Consider the following 17,619-nt stretch of genomic DNA (forward strand, 5'->3'; position numbering starts at 1 on the left):
TTTTGCCACTGTCACTACTAGGCAGCTGTTGCAGTGTGAGCTCACGAAAGCCTTGTAGTGCATCATCCACTCCTTTCGCGAGTGGCTAATTCATATCAGTCTGCCAGGCTGTGTGATGGTTGATAGTATTACTGACGTAACACCTCTCGTTGAAACGGCGTAGAGATTGTTCCGAATTTATTAGTTCGAGGGTAATATTTCTGTGCGATCATATTTTATGACAATGAGTACTGAGCCAAGGTTGGTCGGACTATAGAAATAGAGTCCTACGAGCATTATTATCGGTCGACTGGAACTGAGTTTCTTAAACGGAATCCTATGCCCAACGAGACAGAGCATCACCTGGACGTCATGTCAGTGGAAGTTTTCCGGAAGATCGTGCTGGAAATTGCCGATGGTGTAATCGGCGTGAGCGAACAGGGAGTTATCCGTTTCGCCAATCCTGCGGCGGCAGAGATCTTTGGCTGGCAACCGCTTGAGCTTGTTGGCAAGCGACTTGACATTCTGCTTCCAGAGCGGGCACGACAACATCACGATACCCTGATGGCCGGTTTCTGCGCAGGTACGGTAGACACAAGGCGGATGGGGCAGCGCGGAAGCGGTATTTCCGGTCTGCGTGCCGATGGCTCGGAAGTCAATCTGGGGATTACAATCCTGAAGACCGAGGTGAATGGCGAACGGCTGCTGGTCGCCGTTGTAAGGGACATTACCGAATATGTCCGACGTCAGCATGAGTTGAAGCAGCTTGCTGAGACCGATTTCCTGACGGGACTGCTCAACAGGCGCGCCTTCTTCGATGAAGCTGGTCTGCTGCTAGCGGGGCAGGGGGACTCTCATCACAGCGTCGCCGTCTTCGATCTCGACCATTTCAAGTCAGTCAACGACCGGTTCGGTCACCAGATCGGCGACCGGGTTCTGGAACTCTTCGCCACACTCTTGCGTCAGGCCGTTCGCTCGACCGACCTTGTCGCCCGCCTTGGAGGGGAAGAGTTCATCGTATTGTTCCGCGAGCTTAGCGGGACCGAAGCTGTCGATCTCGCCGAAAGAGTGGCCGAGAAGACCCGTGAGCAGAGCCTCTTCGTGGGAGGGGATCGACCAATAACAGTGACCGTCAGCGCGGGAGTTGCCACTGTCCGCAACGATCTTGCGGAGGCTCTCATGCGTGCGGATGCGGCGCTCTATGAAGCCAAACGCGCAGGTCGTGACCAGGTGTCAACCGCGGCCTGATCCTGTGGCTATTGTCGCGCCCTTTGCAGAACTGCAGGGGCAGGTTGCCTTGACTGAGCTGGATTCTTGAACGAATCTACGGGGCGACCATCTCGAAGATGGCGCAAGTGGAAAGCGCCAGTAATGGATGGAGGCCAATAATCGTCAAGCTCGACATGGATCTGATCCGCAACATTGAAGTCGACAAAGGAAAACGAACGATCGTAAAACACACGTTGCGCATGTTGGAAGAGCTGTCAGTCTTGCCACTTTGCGAGGGGGTTGAAACTGTGGAGGAACTGAAGGTATTGCAGGATCTCGGCGTGCGCCTCGCGCAAGGCTATGTGCTGGCCAGATCGAGTTTCGAAGCCTTGACCACGCCGGTGGCTCTTGAAACATTGCTCGCGAAAGCTGCATAGGGAGAATCCAAGACGCGCGATCACAGGGTAGCTTTCCTGGTGGCGAACATCTCTCGCACCATGTCGTAGGTGAACGAGGTCAGAAGGGTGGCACAAAATTGCCGGCCTTTCTTTACTAAAACTTCCGTACCTTTTGCGGGCGCCATCTCGCCCCACGTAGCCGTAAATGCTGCCGCCGCCTCGATGCGCTTCACGTGTGACCGGAACGCTGGCTCGTCACCATTCATTTACACCTTGCAGTCAATCACCCTGAGAATCTCCTTTATGGCGATCAGCCAAGCACTGTTGATCGCGTGTATTTCTCTTGCTGCTTCTTGTGTTATGACGCTGCTGTCTATGACCTGCTCCATTCGTTGTCCGAATGTGCAAATTTGCTCTGTCCTCGTTATGCTTCAGGACAGACGGACACCACTTGGATGCGAGGTCGACCTATTTTACCATAAAATCTTTGGCGCTCCTCCCCATCCACGACTTGAAGGTCTTTTGAAAATACGCGGTATTTCGAAAACCCAAACTCTGCGAGACTTCATGAACTGGGACTTCGGCTGAGGCCAGGAGCAATCTTGCGCGCTCCATCCGGCGTCGGAGCACGTATTGATATGGGCTTTCACCGGTAGCCGCCTTGAATGATCTGCTGAAATGAAACCGGCTCAGCCCAGTGATTTCCGCCAGCGCTGACAGGGTCAAATTTGAGCCGAGGTTCTCCTCGATGAACTCTTCAACGAGGGCGAGAGTTGCCTTGCCAATTGGAGGAGCCGCCTCAAGATCGAGCCTTGACGTTCTATGGATCGCCAAGATGGTGACGAGTCCTAACGCTTCTTCGTACAAATTGTCAGCATGCGGTTGCGCCACTAGTCGAGCCCATTGACGCATAATTCTCTCAACCTCGTCGCTCCGGTAATAAACCTTCTCATAGACACACTCGGCAAAGCGCACGCCAATCTCTTCTCGGATCGAGACGGGATCAAAATAGATAGCAGTGAACGAATTGTTTCGCCTGCTCAGCCTGGACCAGCCGGAGACGCGCGCGCCGCGAGGGACATAGGTAAGGGTATGTCGCAGATCCCGGCGGCTGTCTTCCGCTCCATCCCCAGCACGTATCCCACCATCCTCGAGAACGATATCATGGTGAGCGCAGAAATGCAGATCACTGGTCCAATCATAGCTGAAAGCAGCGGCTAATTCGGGACGGACGTATTCCACGCTGAAGCCACGATGTGTTCTCAGCAGACGCTGTGGAGGTTGCGATATACCCCGCAGGTCAAGGAATTCTTTCTGTTCCATTTTCACTACATTCTTGCGTTCTGGAGCAAATTATTGCTACGTAAAACTTGCTCAGATGTGACCGTGTTAAGCGCTTGAACAAGTTCCGTTTTTTTAACGTCGATCGCCCCGCCTGCCAATGCCCGCTGAAAATGATGATCGAAGCGGCCCATATTGATTCGTGAAACCAGTGTTTAGAGTTTTAGCATGCACCGAAAGACCTCCGTACTTACAGGTGAGCGACTGCTTGGCCTCGGTCGCAATGCCCTATTCGGTTTGCTAGCGGCAATTGTATTCTTCATCGCAAGTGCCTCACTGTCTTATTTCACAGTGCAGAACATCAGGGGCAACAGCGCTCGGGTGACCCAAACGCACTCACTAATTGTCGCCCTCGACCTGCTGTTGATTGACGTGCAGGACGCAGAGACTGGCCTACGAGGTTATCTTCTGACAGGAGACGACGGATATCTAGACCCTTACAATCGTGCGATGTCTCAGGTCGAGAACCGTATTGAGTCCCTCGCGTCAATTGCCACACCGGAAATGCAAGAACGAGGCGGGCCATCCGAGTTGCGAGCCTTCACTGTTTCCAAACTCGGCACCATGAGGGAGACGCTCCGTCTTCACCGGGAAGAGGGCGAGGCCGCAGCCGTGGCCTTCATGAGGACCGACCGAGGTCGTAGCGATATGGATGGTATCCGAGACACGGTCGGGCAACTGAGACTTGAGGCGGGCGAAGACCGTGCGCAGGCGTTGCGGGAGCGAGACAGATCATTCGTGGTCGCATGGACGAGCGGGATCGCGACGGGGGGCGTTGGTATCATCCTCACTTTGGTCATCTCTGCATTGCTCAGCAAAACTGCCCTTGCGCAGAAGCGAGAGCAATGGCTCAGAGATGCCCAACTTGGCCTGGGGTCGGCGGTATCTGGCGAGCAGCCACTTGCTCAGCTTGGCCAGAATATCCTCGGCTTCCTCACCAACTACCTCGGTGCCGTTGCAGGTGCCATTTATATAGAAAATGCCGGCCGCTTTCATCGCATGGCCGTGTACGGCGTGCCACCGGACGTGATGCTGCCGACAAGCTTCGGCCAAAACGACAGCCTGTTCGGCCATGTGTTGCGGGATCACCGTCCGATCGCGGTTGGCGAGGTTCCGGATGGCTATATCAGCTTCGGATCAAGCCTTGGGCAGCACAAGCCACGTTACCTCGCCTTGGCGCCTGCGATCGTTGAAGGGGATGTAAGAAGCGTTTTCGAACTCGGCTTCCTTACTCCGATCAGCGACCAGACTCTGGTGCTTCTTGAACAGGTCTCAGAGCTGATCGCTGTCGCCATCCGTTCGGCGGAATTCAGAACGCGCCTCCAGGCTCTTTTGGAAGAAACCCAACGTCAGTCGGAGGAACTGCAGGTACAGGGCGAAGAACTGCGCGTTTCGAACGAGGAGCTGGAAGAACAGGGACGCGCACTTCGCGAACAACAAACCCGCCTTGAACAGCAGCAGGCAGAACTCGAACAGACCAACTCGCAGCTCGAGGAGCAAGCGGAAGAACTGGAACGACAGCGGGACAATCTTGAACGGTCGAAAGACGCCATCGAGGCCAAGGCGAAGGAAGTGGAACTCGCCAGCCGCTACAAATCAGACTTCCTCGCGAACATGTCGCACGAGCTGCGAACACCGCTCAACTCTTCGCTCATCCTCGCCAAACTCCTGGCTGACAATTCCGAAGGCAATCTGACCGCCCAACAGGTCCAATTCGCCCAGACCATCCAGTCATCGGGCAATGATCTGCTGAACCTCATCAATGACATCCTGGACCTGTCCAAGATCGAGGCAGGACATGTGGAGATCAATCCGGAAGCGGTGTCCATCGAGAGGACCGTCAATGGGCTTCGTCATATGTTTGAACCGCTCGCAACCAACAAGGGTCTGCAGTTCAACGTCTCGGTCGAGGCGGGCGTGCCCGCAGTCATCCAGACCGATCCGCAGCGCCTTGAGCAGGTTCTCAAGAACCTCTTGGCGAATGCGCTGAAGTTCACCGAAAACGGCGGCGTCTCGCTAACTGTTAGCCGTCGCGATGACAGCCAGGTCGCCTTTTCGATCAAGGACACAGGCATCGGGATTGCGGACGAGCAGCAAAAACGGATCTTTGAAGCCTTCCATCAGGCGGACAGCACCATCAGCCGCAAGTTCGGCGGCACCGGGCTTGGTCTGTCGATTTCTCGCGAACTCGTGCGCTTGCTTGGAGGCCGCTTCCAGCTTCAAAGCCAGCTTGGCGCGGGCAGCACGTTCACGGTCATCATCCCGGCCGAGTTCGACAGTGCGCTGGTCCAGGCTCCGAAACAGGATTTTGCCCCGCCCGTCGCGTCCGCTGCAGAACCCGTCTTCCGCACAGAAGCAGAGAGCACTGCACAAAAGCCAAAGGCCGTCGCAATCGTCGATGACGACCGTGCAGCATCCGAGGCAACAGCCCGCAAGCTGCTGATTGTCGAGGACGATCAATCCTTTGCACTCATCCTGCGCGATCTCGCCCGTGAGCTGAAGTTCCAGGCGCTCGTAGCCGGAACCGCTCAAGAAGCCCTGGAACTCGCCCATCAGTATCTGCCGAACGCCATCCTGCTCGATGTCGGTCTTCCGGACCAATCCGGCCTTTCGGTGCTTGACCGCCTGAAGCGTGACGTGCGGACGCGCCATATTCCGATCCACATCCTGTCCGGTGAAGACTATTCCGACCGGGCCATGTCGCTGGGCGCGGTCGGTTATGCGCTGAAGCCCGTTCAACGCGATCATCTGGTATCTGTGATCGAGTCCCTAGGCGCGAAGGCCGAACAAACGCTGCGGCGCGTGCTGATCGTTGAAGACAACGCCGTTCAGCGGGACGCTCTGTCGAAACTCCTGTCGTCGCATGACGTCGAAACGGTGGGGGCTGGGACTGCGGCAGAGTGCATCTCGTTGCTGGCCGAACAGACCTTTGACTGCATGGTGCTGGATCTGTCGTTGCCAGATACATCCGGCTTTGCGCTACTGGAAACGTTGAGCGAAGCGGGCATGCATTCCTTCCCGCCTGTCATCGTCTACACCGGACGCGTTCTCTCGTCCGAAGAAGAACAGAGGCTGCGCCGCTACTCGAAATCTATCATCATCAAGGGTGCAAAATCGCCGGAGCGTCTTCTCGACGAGGTCACACTCTTCCTGCACCAGGTGGTCTCCGAGCTGCCGGACGAGCAGCAGCAAATGATCCGCAAAGCCCGCAATCGCGATGAACTGCTGGAAGGGCGCCGCATTCTGATCGTCGAGGACGACGTGCGCAACGTCTACGCCCTGACCAACATCCTCGAACCACGCGGGGTGATCGTCGATATCGCCAGAAACGGCGAGGAGGCGCTGGAAAAACTGGAGCAATCGATAAGCAACCCAGACGGGCGGATCGATCTGGTTTTGATGGATGTAATGATGCCGATCATGGATGGCCTCACCGCAACCCGCCACATCCGCAAGAACTCAGCATGGCAGAAGTTGCCGATCATCACCTTGACCGCCAAGGCAATGCCTGACGATCAGAAACGCTGCATTGAAGCCGGCGCCAATGACTATATGGCAAAGCCGCTTGACGTCGAAAAGCTTCTGTCTCTCGTGCGCGTCTGGATGCCGCAATGACGGAGACGTTCGAAAAGGTGGAGGATATAGAGATCCGGCTGCTGCTGGAGGCGCTTTATCATCGCTACCACTATGACTTTCGCAGCTACGCCATGTCGTCGATCCGGCGGCGGTTGCGCCAGGCACGCGAACAGTTGGGCTTTGCGACCATCTCAGCCATGCAGGAGCGCGTCCTTCATCATCCCGAGATGCTTGACGACATGCTCCGCTTCCTTACGGTCCAGGTCAGCGAGATGTTTCGCGACCCGTCCTACTTCGCGGCGATCCGGGAGAAGGTGGTTCCGCATCTTCGCACTTACCCCTCCTTGAAGATCTGGATTGCCGGATGCAGTTCGGGCGAAGAGCTCTATTCCTTTGTCATCCTTTTTCGCGAGGAAGGGCTTGAGGAGCGAACCCTCTTTTATGCGACGGATATTAATCCAGAGGCCCTCGCCCAAGCGGAAGCCGGAATCTATGACATCGAACGGGTCAGATTGTTCACCGAGAACCATCGTGACTCCGGCGGCAAGGGATCTTTGTCTGACTATTACACGACGGGCTACAACCGGTGCATCCTGGACAAAAGCCTGCGGCGCAATGTCGTGTTTTCAGATCATAGTCTTGTGACGGACCAGGTCTTTGGTGAGATGCAATTGGTCTCTTGCCGGAACGTCATGATCTATTTCGACCGGGATCTACAGGACAGGGCTGTCGGTCTTTTCCGGGATACGCTGCCACGCAACGGCTTTCTCGGGCTGGGCTCGAAGGAAACACTTCGGTTTTCAACGCATGCCGATGGCTTCCGGGAGTTCGTCCGAGATGAGAAGATCTATCAGAGGATCGGCTCGTGAAGGACAATCCGAACGGTGCGATCATCATCGGCGCCTCTGCTGGGGCGCTCGAAGCGCTGTCCGTGCTATTGCCGCCACTACCTGCGACTTATCCATATCCCATCTTCGTCGTGGTGCACTTACCGCCAAACAAACGCAGTGTGCTCGCCGCGATTTTTGACCTCAAATGTCAGCTTCGCGCGATTGAGGCGGAAGACAAGGAGCCCGTGGAAGCCGGGTTCATCTACTTCGCGCCCCCTAATTATCACTTGTCGCTCGAGGGGCGAACGCATGTCGCTTTATCCAGCGAAGAAGAGGTCCTCTTCTCGCGGCCCTCGATCGACGTGGCATTCGAGAGCGCGGCAGATGCCTGGGGCAGCCAACTGACAGCGATTATCCTCACGGGCGCCAATCATGACGGTTCCCAAGGCCTTTCGGCCGTCGTTCGTTCTGGCGGAACGGCAATCGTTCAGGATCCGACCGAGGCTTTCACTCGGGCCATGCCCGAAGCTGCTATCCGCGCATGCCCAGGCGCTCAAGTTTTGACCTTGTCCAAGATTTCAACCTATTTGCAGAACATCGAAAATGAACACTGACGTCAAATTCCTCTTGGTTGACGACCTTCCAGAGAACCTGCTTTCTCTGGAAGCTCTGCTACAACGCGACGAGCTGATGCTATTGAAGGCGCGGTCCGGCGATGAGGCTCTCGAACTTCTGCTGCAACATGATGTGGCACTGGCGCTGATCGACGTTCAGATGCCAGGTTTGAACGGCTTCGAGCTTGCCGAACTCATGCGAGGCAATGAGCGGACACGGCGGGTTCCGATCATTTTCGTGACTGCCGGCACCCATACAGCCGAGCGGCGGTTCCAGGGATATGAAGCGGGTGCCGTCGACTTTATTCAAAAGCCGATCGAACCAGATATCCTGCGCAGCAAGGCAGAGATTTTTGCAGAACTCTATCGCCAGCGTAAAATGATTTCCGAACAGCGCGACCTTCTTGAGGCGCAAACTCGCGCGCTGCAGCTAGCGGACAAGCGCAAGAATGAATTCATCGCCGTCCTCGTGCACGAATTGCGCAATCCTTTGGCCGCGCTCAACGGCGGGCTAAAGTTGCTCTCAAGGAAACCGGAGCCAGCAAGAGCCGATCAGATACAAGGCCTCATGCATAGCCAGATAGACCATGTTATCAGGCTGGTAGATGACCTGCTCGATGTCTCGCGGATAACGCAGGGCAAAATAACTCTTGCCAAATCGGAGTTTGATCTTAGGGAGGCGGTCTATACAGCCGTGGAGATGACCAGACAGACGGTTGACGAAAAAGGCCATACGGTGACGCTCAGTGTTCCTGAGCAGCCCTGCACGGTGTTCGCTGACAAAGTCCGATTGACGCAATGCGTTGCGAATTTGCTTAACAATGCCGCGAAGTATACTCCGAATGGAGGTTTGATAGAGGTGGGGCTTGCTTTAAGCTCAAACACCTACCGCATTAGCGTAACCGACAATGGGCTAGGCCTGACCCCTGAAGAGTCGAGCGCTATCTTCAAAATGTTTGAGCAGATCGAGGAGCATAGGGATCACGCACGCGGCGGGCTCGGGATCGGACTCGCCCTCGTGAAACAACTCATGCAACTGCACGGTGGAGATGTCTCCGTTTGGAGTAATGGTCCGGCTTTAGGCAGTATGTTCACGCTTGAATTGCCGGTGGCAGGACCATCTCAGCTTTAAGGCGACGCTAGGCGTAAAGCCCAACAATTTGAGGGGTTTTCGCCCTTAGATTAATTATATTTTAGAGATATGTGTGGTTCGCTTATAGTCTGAAAAACCTGCAGTGCAATGCACTTATTAAGCATTCGACCGGCGAACATCCGTAGGCACCATGAAGTCCCTCATTCCCGCTGTCTACTTCTCACTGGCGGTCGCCGTTGTCGCTGTCATCGCGGCAAGGCCGTCCGGCCCCTTCGTCCTCGTCGTAACTTCACCGGCTGCGCATGCGGCCGGTTCGATGGCCGTCATCGACCGGGCAGACGGCGCTTTCGTCTGGGCTGGAAGCGTCCCCTGGATGTCGGTCGCTTATTCGCAGGCTCCGGATTTTCCGGAGCGGCTACTCAATGCGGGCGCTCTGCTCGTCATCAACCATGATCTGGCACTCGGTTGCCTGCAAGGAATAAACACATGAATGAACTGAAGAAGCTCAGAGACAGGGTCTCCTACGGCATCGTCGGACTGCTCTGGATCAACTTTGCCTTGATCTTGATCCGCAACCTCGTGCGCGAGGAGGGGCCCGACTGGATGATGATCCTGGCGACCCTCGTCCTGCTGGTACCAGCCACCTTGCTGTGGACACAGAATCGCACAGGCGCGACCACCCGCATGGTCACCTCCATGGCCAACGCGGCAACCGTTGCCATCCTGGTCTTCTCATTCCAGGGGTCGCCGCTGCAGATCGACCTGCATATGTACTTCTTCGCAAGCCTTGCCATCTGCGCCGCCTGGATCGACTGGCGTGCCATAATCGGTTACGCCGCGCTCGTCGCGGTCCACCATCTGCTGCTCTATGTCGCGATGCCCCTGGCGGTCTTTCCTGGGGATTCCGACTTCTCGCGCGTCGTTCTGCATGCGGTCGTGCTGATCGTGCAGAGCATCGTGCTGATCGCCCTGACCTCGGCGGTCGTCAAGGCTTTCGATGTCTCCGACAAGGCCGTTGCCGAAGCCGTTGCCGCCGAGCGTGAGGCCGTTGAGATGGCCGATCACGTGAGACGTACGGATGCTGCCGCCGATGCTGAACGTCGCAAGCGGGAGGCAGAAAAGGCGCGGGAAGCAGACGCCGTCGATTTTGCCGTGGCCGAGCTTGCAAAGTCCTTGCAGAAGCTCGCTGATGGCGATCTGTCCTGCCGCATCGACACTGCCTTCTCCGGCCCCCTCGATGAATTGCGGACCTCCTTCAACGCATCTGTGCAGAAACTCGAAGTCGTCGTGTCCCAAGTGCGGCAGGTCGCCTCGGTGCTCCGGAATGGCACGGGCCAGATCGGTCAGGCCAACAACGACCTCTCTGCCCGAAGCGAACGCCAGGCCGTCTCGGTCGAGGAAACCGCGAGCGCCCTGTCCAGCGTCATGTCGACGGTCAAGGATACGGCATCCGTCGCAGACTCGGTCGGCAAGCTGGTCAATCAGGCGAGAACCGGTGCCGAGCGCTCCGGCACGATCGTCACCGATGCCGTCTCCGCCATGAGCCGCATCGAGCAGTCGTCGCAGTCGATTTCAAACATCATCGGCGTCATCGACGAGATCGCCTTCCAGACAAACCTGCTCGCGCTAAACGCTGGCGTCGAGGCTGCCCGTGCCGGTGAGGCCGGCAAGGGCTTCGCGGTCGTCGCCCAGGAGGTTCGCGAACTTGCGCAGCGCTCGGCCAATGCGGCGAAGGAGATCAAGGCGCTGATCAACACTTCAGGCGAAGAAGTTCGCCACGGTGTGTCGCTGGTCGACCAGGCAGGCGAGGCCCTGAGCACGATTTCGACCGAGGTTCAGGCGATCAGCCGGGAGATCTGCAAGATCATCGATGGTGCCAAGAGCCAGGCACAGGGGCTTGCCGAAATCGATTCAGCCATTGGCCAGATCGATCGGAATACGCAGCAGAACGCGGCGATGGTAGAAGAATCAAGCGCTGCCATCGAGCAACTCGTGCAGGAGGCAACGACACTCGATCAGCTAATGGCCCAATTCCAGGTCAGCTCGATAACTGGTTTCAGAACTGTTCGCGCGGCTTGACTGCAAGCGAAGCCAAGGTCCGCATGGAAGTCCTTGGGGTCACGATCGTCGTGGCCCCATTTTCGTTTCAGGGATCGGTCCAGCCCCTGACATCACTCACAGACTTACTACCCCTAGATAAGCATTAACCATATCATGATATGTATGTTGGGCGTCATGGTTTGGGAAGAACAACAGCATGCTTGCTCAAAGTGTAGCCAACATTGAACTGGATTGCACCGATCGTATCGCGTTGAGTAGAGCGTCCGACCTTTTCATGTCATTGTCGAACCCGATACGCTTAGCAATCATTCTGCGCGTGATGAAGCGGGAGTGGTCGGTGAACGAGATGGCATTTGATATCGCTCTCAGTCAATCTGCCCTCTCCCAGCATCTTGGAAAGCTTCGTGCTGCGGGTGTTGTCACAACACGGAAAGCCGGGCAGACGGTATACTATAGATGCGAAAGTCTGACGATTGCCCGTCTACTTGAACAAGTGAACAGTTTTCCGTCCACTGATTAAACTACCTTGTGCGGCACAATCGCCCTGTTGAAGTATCAGGTGCCACATTTGCTTCAGAGCTGTCGATGTTGCCGCGGAACACATCCGGACGGCGCCGCTTCGCCTGTTGATGCCTCGGCCGGGGCGCTCGCCGTTATTTCGCGCGTCGTACCGCACGACGCAAGAGGGTTCTGGCCCCCATTGCTGGTCGAAATAGACGACGGTGAAGGCTTCATCGAGAACGGCTTGGTGCACCAGAGGTTACGCATCGGTGTGGCACATGCTGCCGCCCAGCCCGGTCTTTCGGAAGGGCCCGACGTGCTGCGCGGCATCATGTGCCACAACAAGCGCAATCTCGGCGTCTATGCCACGCGCGCCGAGCCCGTCACCATCCGTGTCGGAGATCCGGTTTCTGCGGAGATCTGAAACAGCGGCGTCTTCTCGTCGGCGATATCGCTCAGGATCGCGCGGCCAACCGTTTCACCGATGTCGCGCGCGCTGGTGATGCCCTGCACGAAGGGCTCCTTGTGCAGTAAAAAAGCGATCGCCGCGCAATAGAGCCGGCCTTCCGACATCAGGCCGAGACGTGGCCGATAGGCTTCATCGACGTCGATGCCGCCGGTGCGGACCATATCGGGATCGCGGTCCGGCTGCCGGATCGCGGCCGCCTTCGGGGTCGCCGATTCCTGCACGCCGCCCTGGGCAACCAGGGTCGGAAATGGAAGATCCGTGGCCGAGAGTGTCTCCTGGCCCGTTGCGTCGATGAACGCACCGAAGCGATGGACTTCGCCATCCACTTCGACCTCCGCGCCGCGCTCCAGCCCATCTTCCGCAGTGCGGATCTGGTAATTCTCGCCGAGCTTCAGGATCGAGAGCTTGCCGGCCCGGGACAGCGCCAGCAGCCTGCGGATTGACATCAACGGCACCGTTGCATAGTCGTCGATGAAAATGCCCTTGAAGTGCCGATGAAAGCGCTTCAGGTCGTTTTCGTCGAGGTGGGGAATGACCTTTGCCACGATCTCGTGGGTGATCAGGATCGCATAACGCCACGGCACCGTGTAACGCTTCTGCCTGTTCTCCTCGGCTTCGGCCAGGTTCTTGGCCGCCCAGACGAAGGGATCGCTCTCCGTCCGGTCGGCATAGTAAGCAGCGGCAAAGGTCTCGACGGTCAACTGCGACAGCCCGATGCGGGCCGCATAATCAGGGTCGCGGGCGACGATTTCTCCCCGGAACAGTTCGAAGACGTCATCGAGCAAGTCGTGACGACCTGTCGTGATCAGCGCCTCGATGGCCTCTTCCGTGCAGACAAGCGGCGTCACATAGGGGAGCGGGCAGTAGAAGTCGGCCTCCGGCAGGATGCCCTTGCGCGACATCAGGGTCGCGCGGAACTCTTCCGTACCGTCAGATGGCTGATATTGCAGATCGCCGGCCGCATCGGCGTAGAACATGCCGTGGGCTGTTGCGACCGTCATCAGCGCATCGATGCCGCTCAGCGACGTGCCGAGAATGCCGACCGCCTCGTTGCGCACCGACTTCAGGATGCTCGCCGGCCAGGGCGAAACGAAATAGCCCGGGCGGATTTCGGTGCTTTCCGGCCAGTTGTGGCCCGTCGCCATCACGACATGGTCGAAGATCGCATCGTCCTCGCCGTCGGGATGGGCAATCCTGAGCCGGATCGCCTCGGTCTGGATCTCGATATCGGTGACCTTATGGCGCGCCAGCACCGTCACCTGATGGCCTCGTTCGGCTGCCTGAGCCAGCATCTGCTGAAACTGTGCCTGCATATAGTCGCCAAGCACCAGCCGCGGATAGAATGCGCGCTCGTCGATCGCTTCTCGGCGGATGCCGTGGCGCATGAGCGTGTCCTCATCCTGGCGTCGCAGCCATTCGACCAGGGTCTCGGTGAAGGCCGGCAGCTCGATGCTCGGAATGTTGGAGAGCATCGCCGGGTCATTCATGTCGGGGTGGTAGGGCGTACCCTTGCCCGGCTCTCCCTCCGCTTCATAAAGGGTGATCGACAGGGGAACGGTCGAGCCGATCAGTTGTTTGAACGTGTAGAGGCCGGTTGGACCCGTGCCGATGATTGCAATTCGTGGGAGCATGGACATATCCTATGTCCGGCGAACAATCTCGCACGGCTGTCAGGGAATGTTCCACCCTTGAAATTGTTCCCGCCCTCATGCGGCCGCGCGAACTATCATTCGAGCAAAGGGGATCGTGTGAACATGATGTGAGTGGAGTTGCCCCTTAAAAACCGGACCGGATCAGGTTTCGGTTTGACGGTTTAAGAACTCACGAGGCGAGCGATACCCCAATGCCTTGTGCGGGTGAAGGGTATTGTAGTGTTCGAACCATGAGGGCAGTTGCGCGATGACGGTTGCGGCGTCTGGTCGAAGGTTCACTGAGACGTAGTCGCGCTTGAATGTTTTGACGAAAGCCTCTGCCATCCCATTGGATTGGGGGCTGCGAATGGGCGTGGAGCAAAGCTCCATGCCGATATCGACAAGCTGTGACCTGGTGTCCTTTGCGATGAAGCAGGAGCCGTTGTCAGTCAGCCATTCGATTGGCTTTGGAAGAGTGTTGATGAGACCGAAGCGATTCTCCACAGCCGTAATGACCAGGTCTTGGACGTCCTCACTCTTGATGCCCTCTGTTGTCGCGACATGGGCAATGGCTTCGCGATCACAGCAATGGGGCGAACGCAACGCGGACCTTCTCCTTGTTGTCGCAGCCGATCTCGAAGCCGTCTGAACACCAGCGCAGATTGGATTGCTCGACGGCAACACGGCCATCGTGGCGATGGGTGTCGAGAGCACCGGTGTGGCGCTGAAGAAGCATGCCGTGAACCTTCATCACCCGGTAGACGCGTTTGGCATTTGGCCACGGTCGGCTTTCGCTTCGGGCTTTACGGCAAAGGATCGCGTGCACCCGGCGATATCCGTAGGTGGGCATATCGTCGATGATGGTCTTGATCTCATCCACCAGCTCCCGATCAGCAAGCGGCGGACGCCCTCTGGCTTTGGAGGGACGTCGCTTCACAGATTCCGCGATGTTGGATCGGGCGACACCCAAGGTCTCACACACCGTCGTCATCCGGAACCGTCCTTCGGCAACGAGAGCGAGCGCAACAGGTGTTTTTTTGACCCTGATGCGACCTCAAGCGCTTCCTTGAGGATTTCGCCTTCCATCGTCTTCTTGCCGAGGAGGCGCTGCAGCTCTTTAACCTGGTTCTGAAGCGCTCTGTATTCGGATGCAGGAACGACCTCTTCCTGCGATGCCGTGGCCGTCAGCGCACCCTGCGCCGCAAGTTTGCGCCAGGCGAATAGCTGGTTCGGTTGAATGCCGTGCCGTCGCGCCACGATGCTGACCGTGACATCAGGCTCGTAGGTCTCCTGGACTATCGCCAGCTTCTCCGCTGTCGACCAGCGACGGCGACGCTCACGGCCGGACAGCACTTCAATCTTGGGGATGTGACTGGTCATAATGGGCACATTACTCCTAACACTTAGCAAGTGGGAGATCGTGTCCGGGGATTTAGGGGGCCACTACAGTGAGATCGTCTGTTGATATTATAATGCTGAAATTACAATGACGCGTTCGGTGCCCGGCAATTTTGTATAAATACTCTGTCCCTTGGACCTAATGTGAGCTGAAGCCGGGTTTTACAGGGGGGGCCATCGTTCATAAAAGATAATGACATTAACCAAGATGTTATATTGCGTCGCCTGGAAAGAAACACTGAGGTTCAATTGAGTTGAGCCGTCGAGTCGCATCGCGCGAGGTTTAGCGAATCGGCAAGGAGCGGGGCAGCAAACGACCCGACGTGACTCGCTTTGGGTTCATAACGCACAAACGTCGAAGGCGGAACTTTCCTCACTCGGGCGCATTTTCGCTACCGGACCTAGCAACCAGGTCTGCAAAGAGGAAAACCCATGAAAAAGATGATTTTCGCGGCGGGGCTCATGTGCGCCACGGCAGTGTCTGCCCATGCCCAGACCACCACTGTTCCTGCGACGGACGGCGACACGCCAGCCGTTGCGACCCCGGAAACACAGAACCCTGCAGCCCCTGTCGAGGGCGCAAATTCCTTTACCGAAGAACAGGCGCGGGAGCGCATCGAAGCAGCCGGCTTCACCGGTATTGCCGACCTCAAGCTCGACGACCAGGGCGTCTGGCAGGCCACGGCGATGAAGGATGGCATGTCCGTGCCGGTGGCCATGGATTACCAGGGCAACGTCGTCTCTAAATAATTTACGCAGAGAAGGTCATTCTCATGAAAACCGTTACCGGACTTTTTGACAACTACAATGATGCAAGCGCAGCCGTAAGCGCGCTGGAAGCGCGTGGCGTCCCGTCTGACGACATCAGCATTGTTTCCAACAATGCCGACAACCGCCACAAGCACGAAGATAACGACAACGGTTCCGCAGAAGGCGCTGGCACCGGTGCCAGCATCGGCGCTGTGGTCGGTGGCGCAGGCGGTCTCCTGACTGGCCTCGGCATCATGGCCATTCCCGGCGTCGGCCCAGTTGTTGCAGCCGGCTGGCTCGCCGCCACCGCTGCTGGCGCCATTGCCGGCGCGGTTGCCGGCGGCGCGGCTGGTGGCCTCATCGGCGCACTGACGGATTCCGGCGTCTCGGAAGACGAGGCCCATGTCTATGCTGAAGGTGTTCGCCGCGGCGGCACGCTGGTCACCGCTCGTGTGGATGCCGGCATGGAAACCGAAGCTGAAATGATCCTCAAGCAGTCCAACCGCGTCGATCCGATGGCGCGCCGTCAAGCCTATTCGGAGCAGGGCTGGACGAAGTTCGATCATTCCGCTGATCCTTACGGCCCAGCTGAAGTCGAGCAGGAGCGCGAGCGCTATCGGGTTCGCACTCTCTAAAGTATGATAACTGAGGACCGGGCTCACGCCGGTCCTCATCGTTTTGGAGGCAAATCATCTATCAACAGGGATGTCGGTTGGTTTTCCGGAACCCCAGAAGGTCACCCCATGCGAAGCATTGCTGATACAACCGAGCGGTTCGCTCGCGCAGGCGCCCGGCGCCACTGGCCACTCGAGCAAACTTGCCAAAACGGCCGACCCTGCGCGTAGCCCCGGGCTGCCAGCGGTGCATGTGCAGTTTGAGTTCTCGGCCCGCCCTTGGACGCCCTAGCTATGCCGAGACTACAATGGCTTGCGTGATCAATCATTATCTCTGGGCCCTCGCACACTTTCGAGGGCAATACGGGGGTTGAACGGTAGGTCAGAGGTCGTCAATCGACGACGGCACAAACCCTGCGAGTGATAACTCCTCCTAATCTCTGCGCTTCGTATTGACGAGACTCAGCAGCTGGCAGCTGCACGATCATCGACATGAGCAGCCCCCCAGAAGACCTGCACGACTGAACTTAGATTCTTCGCTTACAATTGTCTTCCCTCACGCTTATCGGGTGTAAATGCGCTGTTCGCGTCTGCTCAGCGCACTGCAGTATGAGCCAGTCTATTGGTTCCAGAGCATCACCGTCGACCGGTTCAGGAATCCTCTACCAACCCTCGTCTAGGATATAATAGAACGACGCCACTTCCTTTCCCAGATGGAACAAAGTCCCACGGCATGGAGTTTTCTCGTCACCTCCGGAGCCCCGGATGTGTTGTAGGAAACCGGAAGGAAGGTTGAATATGGAAGACGCAGGTATCGGCTGGATCGCGGCGATCATCATTGGTGGCATTGCAGGATGGCTTGCAGAGACGTTTATGAAGAGCAACATGGGCGTCATCATGAACATCCTTCTCGGCATTGTCGGTGCCATAGTCGCGAACTTCATCCTTTCACTTTTCGGGATCGTTCTCGGAGGCTGGCTCGGCTACCTTATCGCCGGGGTCATCGGCGCATGTATATTAATTGCGCTGGGGCGGATGGTTAGGCGACCAGCGTAAACCAATAAAATCGTTTGGGCGGCGTCATGTGCCAACGCCGCCCGGACCCCTACCCGGCATCAACCGACATGGTAGAACCTAAAACCGTGTGTAGTGCCG

At 57.2% G+C, this 17,619-nt stretch carries 15 protein-coding genes and 1 pseudogene; 13 read left to right on the forward strand and 3 right to left on the reverse strand.

The window, feature by feature from the left end; all coding sequences use genetic code 11:
* Positions 1 to 318: 318 nt before the first annotated feature.
* The gene (locus ACQKP1_RS20730) at positions 319 to 1,227 is read left to right on the forward strand and encodes a GGDEF domain-containing protein (RefSeq protein WP_427276830.1); all 909 of its coding nucleotides are present in this window, start codon (positions 319 to 321) and stop codon (positions 1,225 to 1,227) included.
* 98 nt (positions 1,228 to 1,325) lie between these two features.
* Entirely contained in the window at positions 1,326 to 1,625 is a 300-nt protein-coding gene (locus ACQKP1_RS20735; RefSeq protein WP_427276831.1) for an EAL domain-containing protein, read from the forward strand.
* Between the two features lie 429 nt (positions 1,626 to 2,054).
* On the opposite strand, the gene ACQKP1_RS20740 is transcribed toward ACQKP1_RS20735, so the two are convergent.
* Positions 2,055 to 2,909, reverse strand: coding sequence for a helix-turn-helix transcriptional regulator (locus ACQKP1_RS20740; protein ID WP_427276832.1), 855 nt, complete (start codon positions 2,907 to 2,909; stop codon positions 2,055 to 2,057).
* A gap of 186 nt (positions 2,910 to 3,095) precedes the next feature.
* Here ACQKP1_RS20740 and ACQKP1_RS20745 point away from each other — a divergent pair, with 186 nt between their 5' ends.
* From ACQKP1_RS20745 to ACQKP1_RS20780, 8 genes are all read left to right on the forward strand, one after another.
* The gene (locus tag ACQKP1_RS20745) at positions 3,096 to 6,542 is read left to right on the forward strand and encodes a response regulator (RefSeq protein WP_427276833.1); all 3,447 of its coding nucleotides are present in this window, start codon (positions 3,096 to 3,098) and stop codon (positions 6,540 to 6,542) included.
* The gene (locus ACQKP1_RS20750) at positions 6,539 to 7,372 is read left to right on the forward strand and encodes a CheR family methyltransferase (RefSeq protein WP_097143438.1); all 834 of its coding nucleotides are present in this window, start codon (positions 6,539 to 6,541) and stop codon (positions 7,370 to 7,372) included. The genes ACQKP1_RS20745 and ACQKP1_RS20750 overlap by 4 nt, the downstream gene beginning before the upstream one ends.
* Complete coding sequence (locus ACQKP1_RS20755) at positions 7,369 to 7,947, forward strand: chemotaxis protein CheB (protein WP_191192710.1); 579 nt, start codon at positions 7,369 to 7,371, stop codon at positions 7,945 to 7,947. The genes ACQKP1_RS20750 and ACQKP1_RS20755 overlap by 4 nt, the downstream gene beginning before the upstream one ends.
* Positions 7,937 to 9,079: a hybrid sensor histidine kinase/response regulator gene (locus ACQKP1_RS20760; protein ID WP_427276834.1), complete on the forward strand. Its 1,143-nt coding sequence runs from the start codon at positions 7,937 to 7,939 to the stop codon at positions 9,077 to 9,079. Before ACQKP1_RS20755 ends, ACQKP1_RS20760 begins: the two co-directional genes overlap by 11 nt.
* Positions 9,080 to 9,230: 151 nt before the next feature.
* Entirely contained in the window at positions 9,231 to 9,530 is a 300-nt protein-coding gene (locus ACQKP1_RS20765) for a hypothetical protein (RefSeq protein WP_427276835.1), read from the forward strand.
* Complete coding sequence (locus ACQKP1_RS20770; protein WP_427276836.1) at positions 9,527 to 11,119, forward strand: methyl-accepting chemotaxis protein; 1,593 nt, start codon at positions 9,527 to 9,529, stop codon at positions 11,117 to 11,119. The genes ACQKP1_RS20765 and ACQKP1_RS20770 overlap by 4 nt, the downstream gene beginning before the upstream one ends.
* A 256-nt stretch (positions 11,120 to 11,375) precedes the next feature.
* The gene (locus ACQKP1_RS20775) at positions 11,376 to 11,621 is read left to right on the forward strand and encodes an ArsR/SmtB family transcription factor (protein WP_427276933.1); all 246 of its coding nucleotides are present in this window, start codon (positions 11,376 to 11,378) and stop codon (positions 11,619 to 11,621) included.
* Positions 11,622 to 11,801: 180 nt separating this feature from the next.
* The gene (locus ACQKP1_RS20780) at positions 11,802 to 12,026 is read left to right on the forward strand and encodes a hypothetical protein (RefSeq protein WP_427276837.1); all 225 of its coding nucleotides are present in this window, start codon (positions 11,802 to 11,804) and stop codon (positions 12,024 to 12,026) included.
* Here ACQKP1_RS20780 and ACQKP1_RS20785 read toward each other — a convergent pair.
* Entirely contained in the window at positions 11,963 to 13,702 is a 1,740-nt protein-coding gene (locus ACQKP1_RS20785; protein WP_427276838.1) for an FAD/NAD(P)-binding protein, read from the reverse strand. The two genes, ACQKP1_RS20780 and ACQKP1_RS20785, sit on opposite strands and share 64 nt — an antisense overlap.
* A gap of 162 nt (positions 13,703 to 13,864) precedes the next feature.
* Positions 13,865 to 15,082 (reverse strand): annotated as a pseudogene (locus ACQKP1_RS20790) (IS3 family transposase).
* Positions 15,083 to 15,532: 450 nt separating this feature from the next.
* Between ACQKP1_RS20790 and ACQKP1_RS20795 the strand changes: the two are divergent.
* From ACQKP1_RS20795 to ACQKP1_RS20805, 3 genes are all read left to right on the forward strand, one after another.
* Positions 15,533 to 15,850, forward strand: a complete 318-nt coding sequence (locus ACQKP1_RS20795; RefSeq protein WP_427276839.1) for a PepSY domain-containing protein — start codon at positions 15,533 to 15,535, stop codon at positions 15,848 to 15,850.
* Positions 15,851 to 15,873: 23 nt separating this feature from the next.
* Positions 15,874 to 16,485 (forward strand): general stress protein, encoded by a 612-nt coding sequence (locus ACQKP1_RS20800; protein WP_427276840.1) that lies wholly within the window; start codon positions 15,874 to 15,876, stop codon positions 16,483 to 16,485.
* A gap of 777 nt (positions 16,486 to 17,262) precedes the next feature.
* On the forward strand, positions 17,263 to 17,520 hold the full coding sequence (locus ACQKP1_RS20805) for a GlsB/YeaQ/YmgE family stress response membrane protein (protein WP_427276841.1): 258 nt from the start codon (positions 17,263 to 17,265) through the stop codon (positions 17,518 to 17,520).
* The last annotated feature ends 99 nt before the right edge of the window (positions 17,521 to 17,619 follow it).

Origin of the sequence: Allorhizobium sp. NPDC080224 (genome assembly GCF_050281005.1) — a bacterium.
Classification (GTDB): domain Bacteria; phylum Pseudomonadota; class Alphaproteobacteria; order Rhizobiales; family Rhizobiaceae; genus Allorhizobium.

Excerpts from the sequence above, each read along its gene's own strand:
- ACQKP1_RS20730 (WP_427276830.1), top strand. The coding sequence starts at position 319 with ATGCCCAACGAGACAGAGCATCACCTGGACGTCATGTCAGTGGAAGTT.
- ACQKP1_RS20735 (WP_427276831.1), top strand. The coding sequence starts at position 1,326 with ATGGCGCAAGTGGAAAGCGCCAGTAATGGATGGAGGCCAATAATCGTC.
- ACQKP1_RS20740 (WP_427276832.1), bottom strand. The coding sequence starts at position 2,909 with ATGGAACAGAAAGAATTCCTTGACCTGCGGGGTATATCGCAACCTCCA.
- ACQKP1_RS20745 (WP_427276833.1), top strand. The coding sequence starts at position 3,096 with ATGCACCGAAAGACCTCCGTACTTACAGGTGAGCGACTGCTTGGCCTC.
- ACQKP1_RS20750 (WP_097143438.1), top strand. The coding sequence starts at position 6,539 with ATGACGGAGACGTTCGAAAAGGTGGAGGATATAGAGATCCGGCTGCTG.
- ACQKP1_RS20760 (WP_427276834.1), top strand. The coding sequence starts at position 7,937 with ATGAACACTGACGTCAAATTCCTCTTGGTTGACGACCTTCCAGAGAAC.
- ACQKP1_RS20765 (WP_427276835.1), top strand. The coding sequence starts at position 9,231 with ATGAAGTCCCTCATTCCCGCTGTCTACTTCTCACTGGCGGTCGCCGTT.
- ACQKP1_RS20770 (WP_427276836.1), top strand. The coding sequence starts at position 9,527 with ATGAATGAACTGAAGAAGCTCAGAGACAGGGTCTCCTACGGCATCGTC.
- ACQKP1_RS20775 (WP_427276933.1), top strand. The coding sequence starts at position 11,376 with ATGTCATTGTCGAACCCGATACGCTTAGCAATCATTCTGCGCGTGATG.
- ACQKP1_RS20785 (WP_427276838.1), bottom strand. The coding sequence starts at position 13,702 with ATGCTCCCACGAATTGCAATCATCGGCACGGGTCCAACCGGCCTCTAC.
- ACQKP1_RS20795 (WP_427276839.1), top strand. The coding sequence starts at position 15,533 with ATGAAAAAGATGATTTTCGCGGCGGGGCTCATGTGCGCCACGGCAGTG.
- ACQKP1_RS20800 (WP_427276840.1), top strand. The coding sequence starts at position 15,874 with ATGAAAACCGTTACCGGACTTTTTGACAACTACAATGATGCAAGCGCA.
- ACQKP1_RS20805 (WP_427276841.1), top strand. The coding sequence starts at position 17,263 with ATGGAAGACGCAGGTATCGGCTGGATCGCGGCGATCATCATTGGTGGC.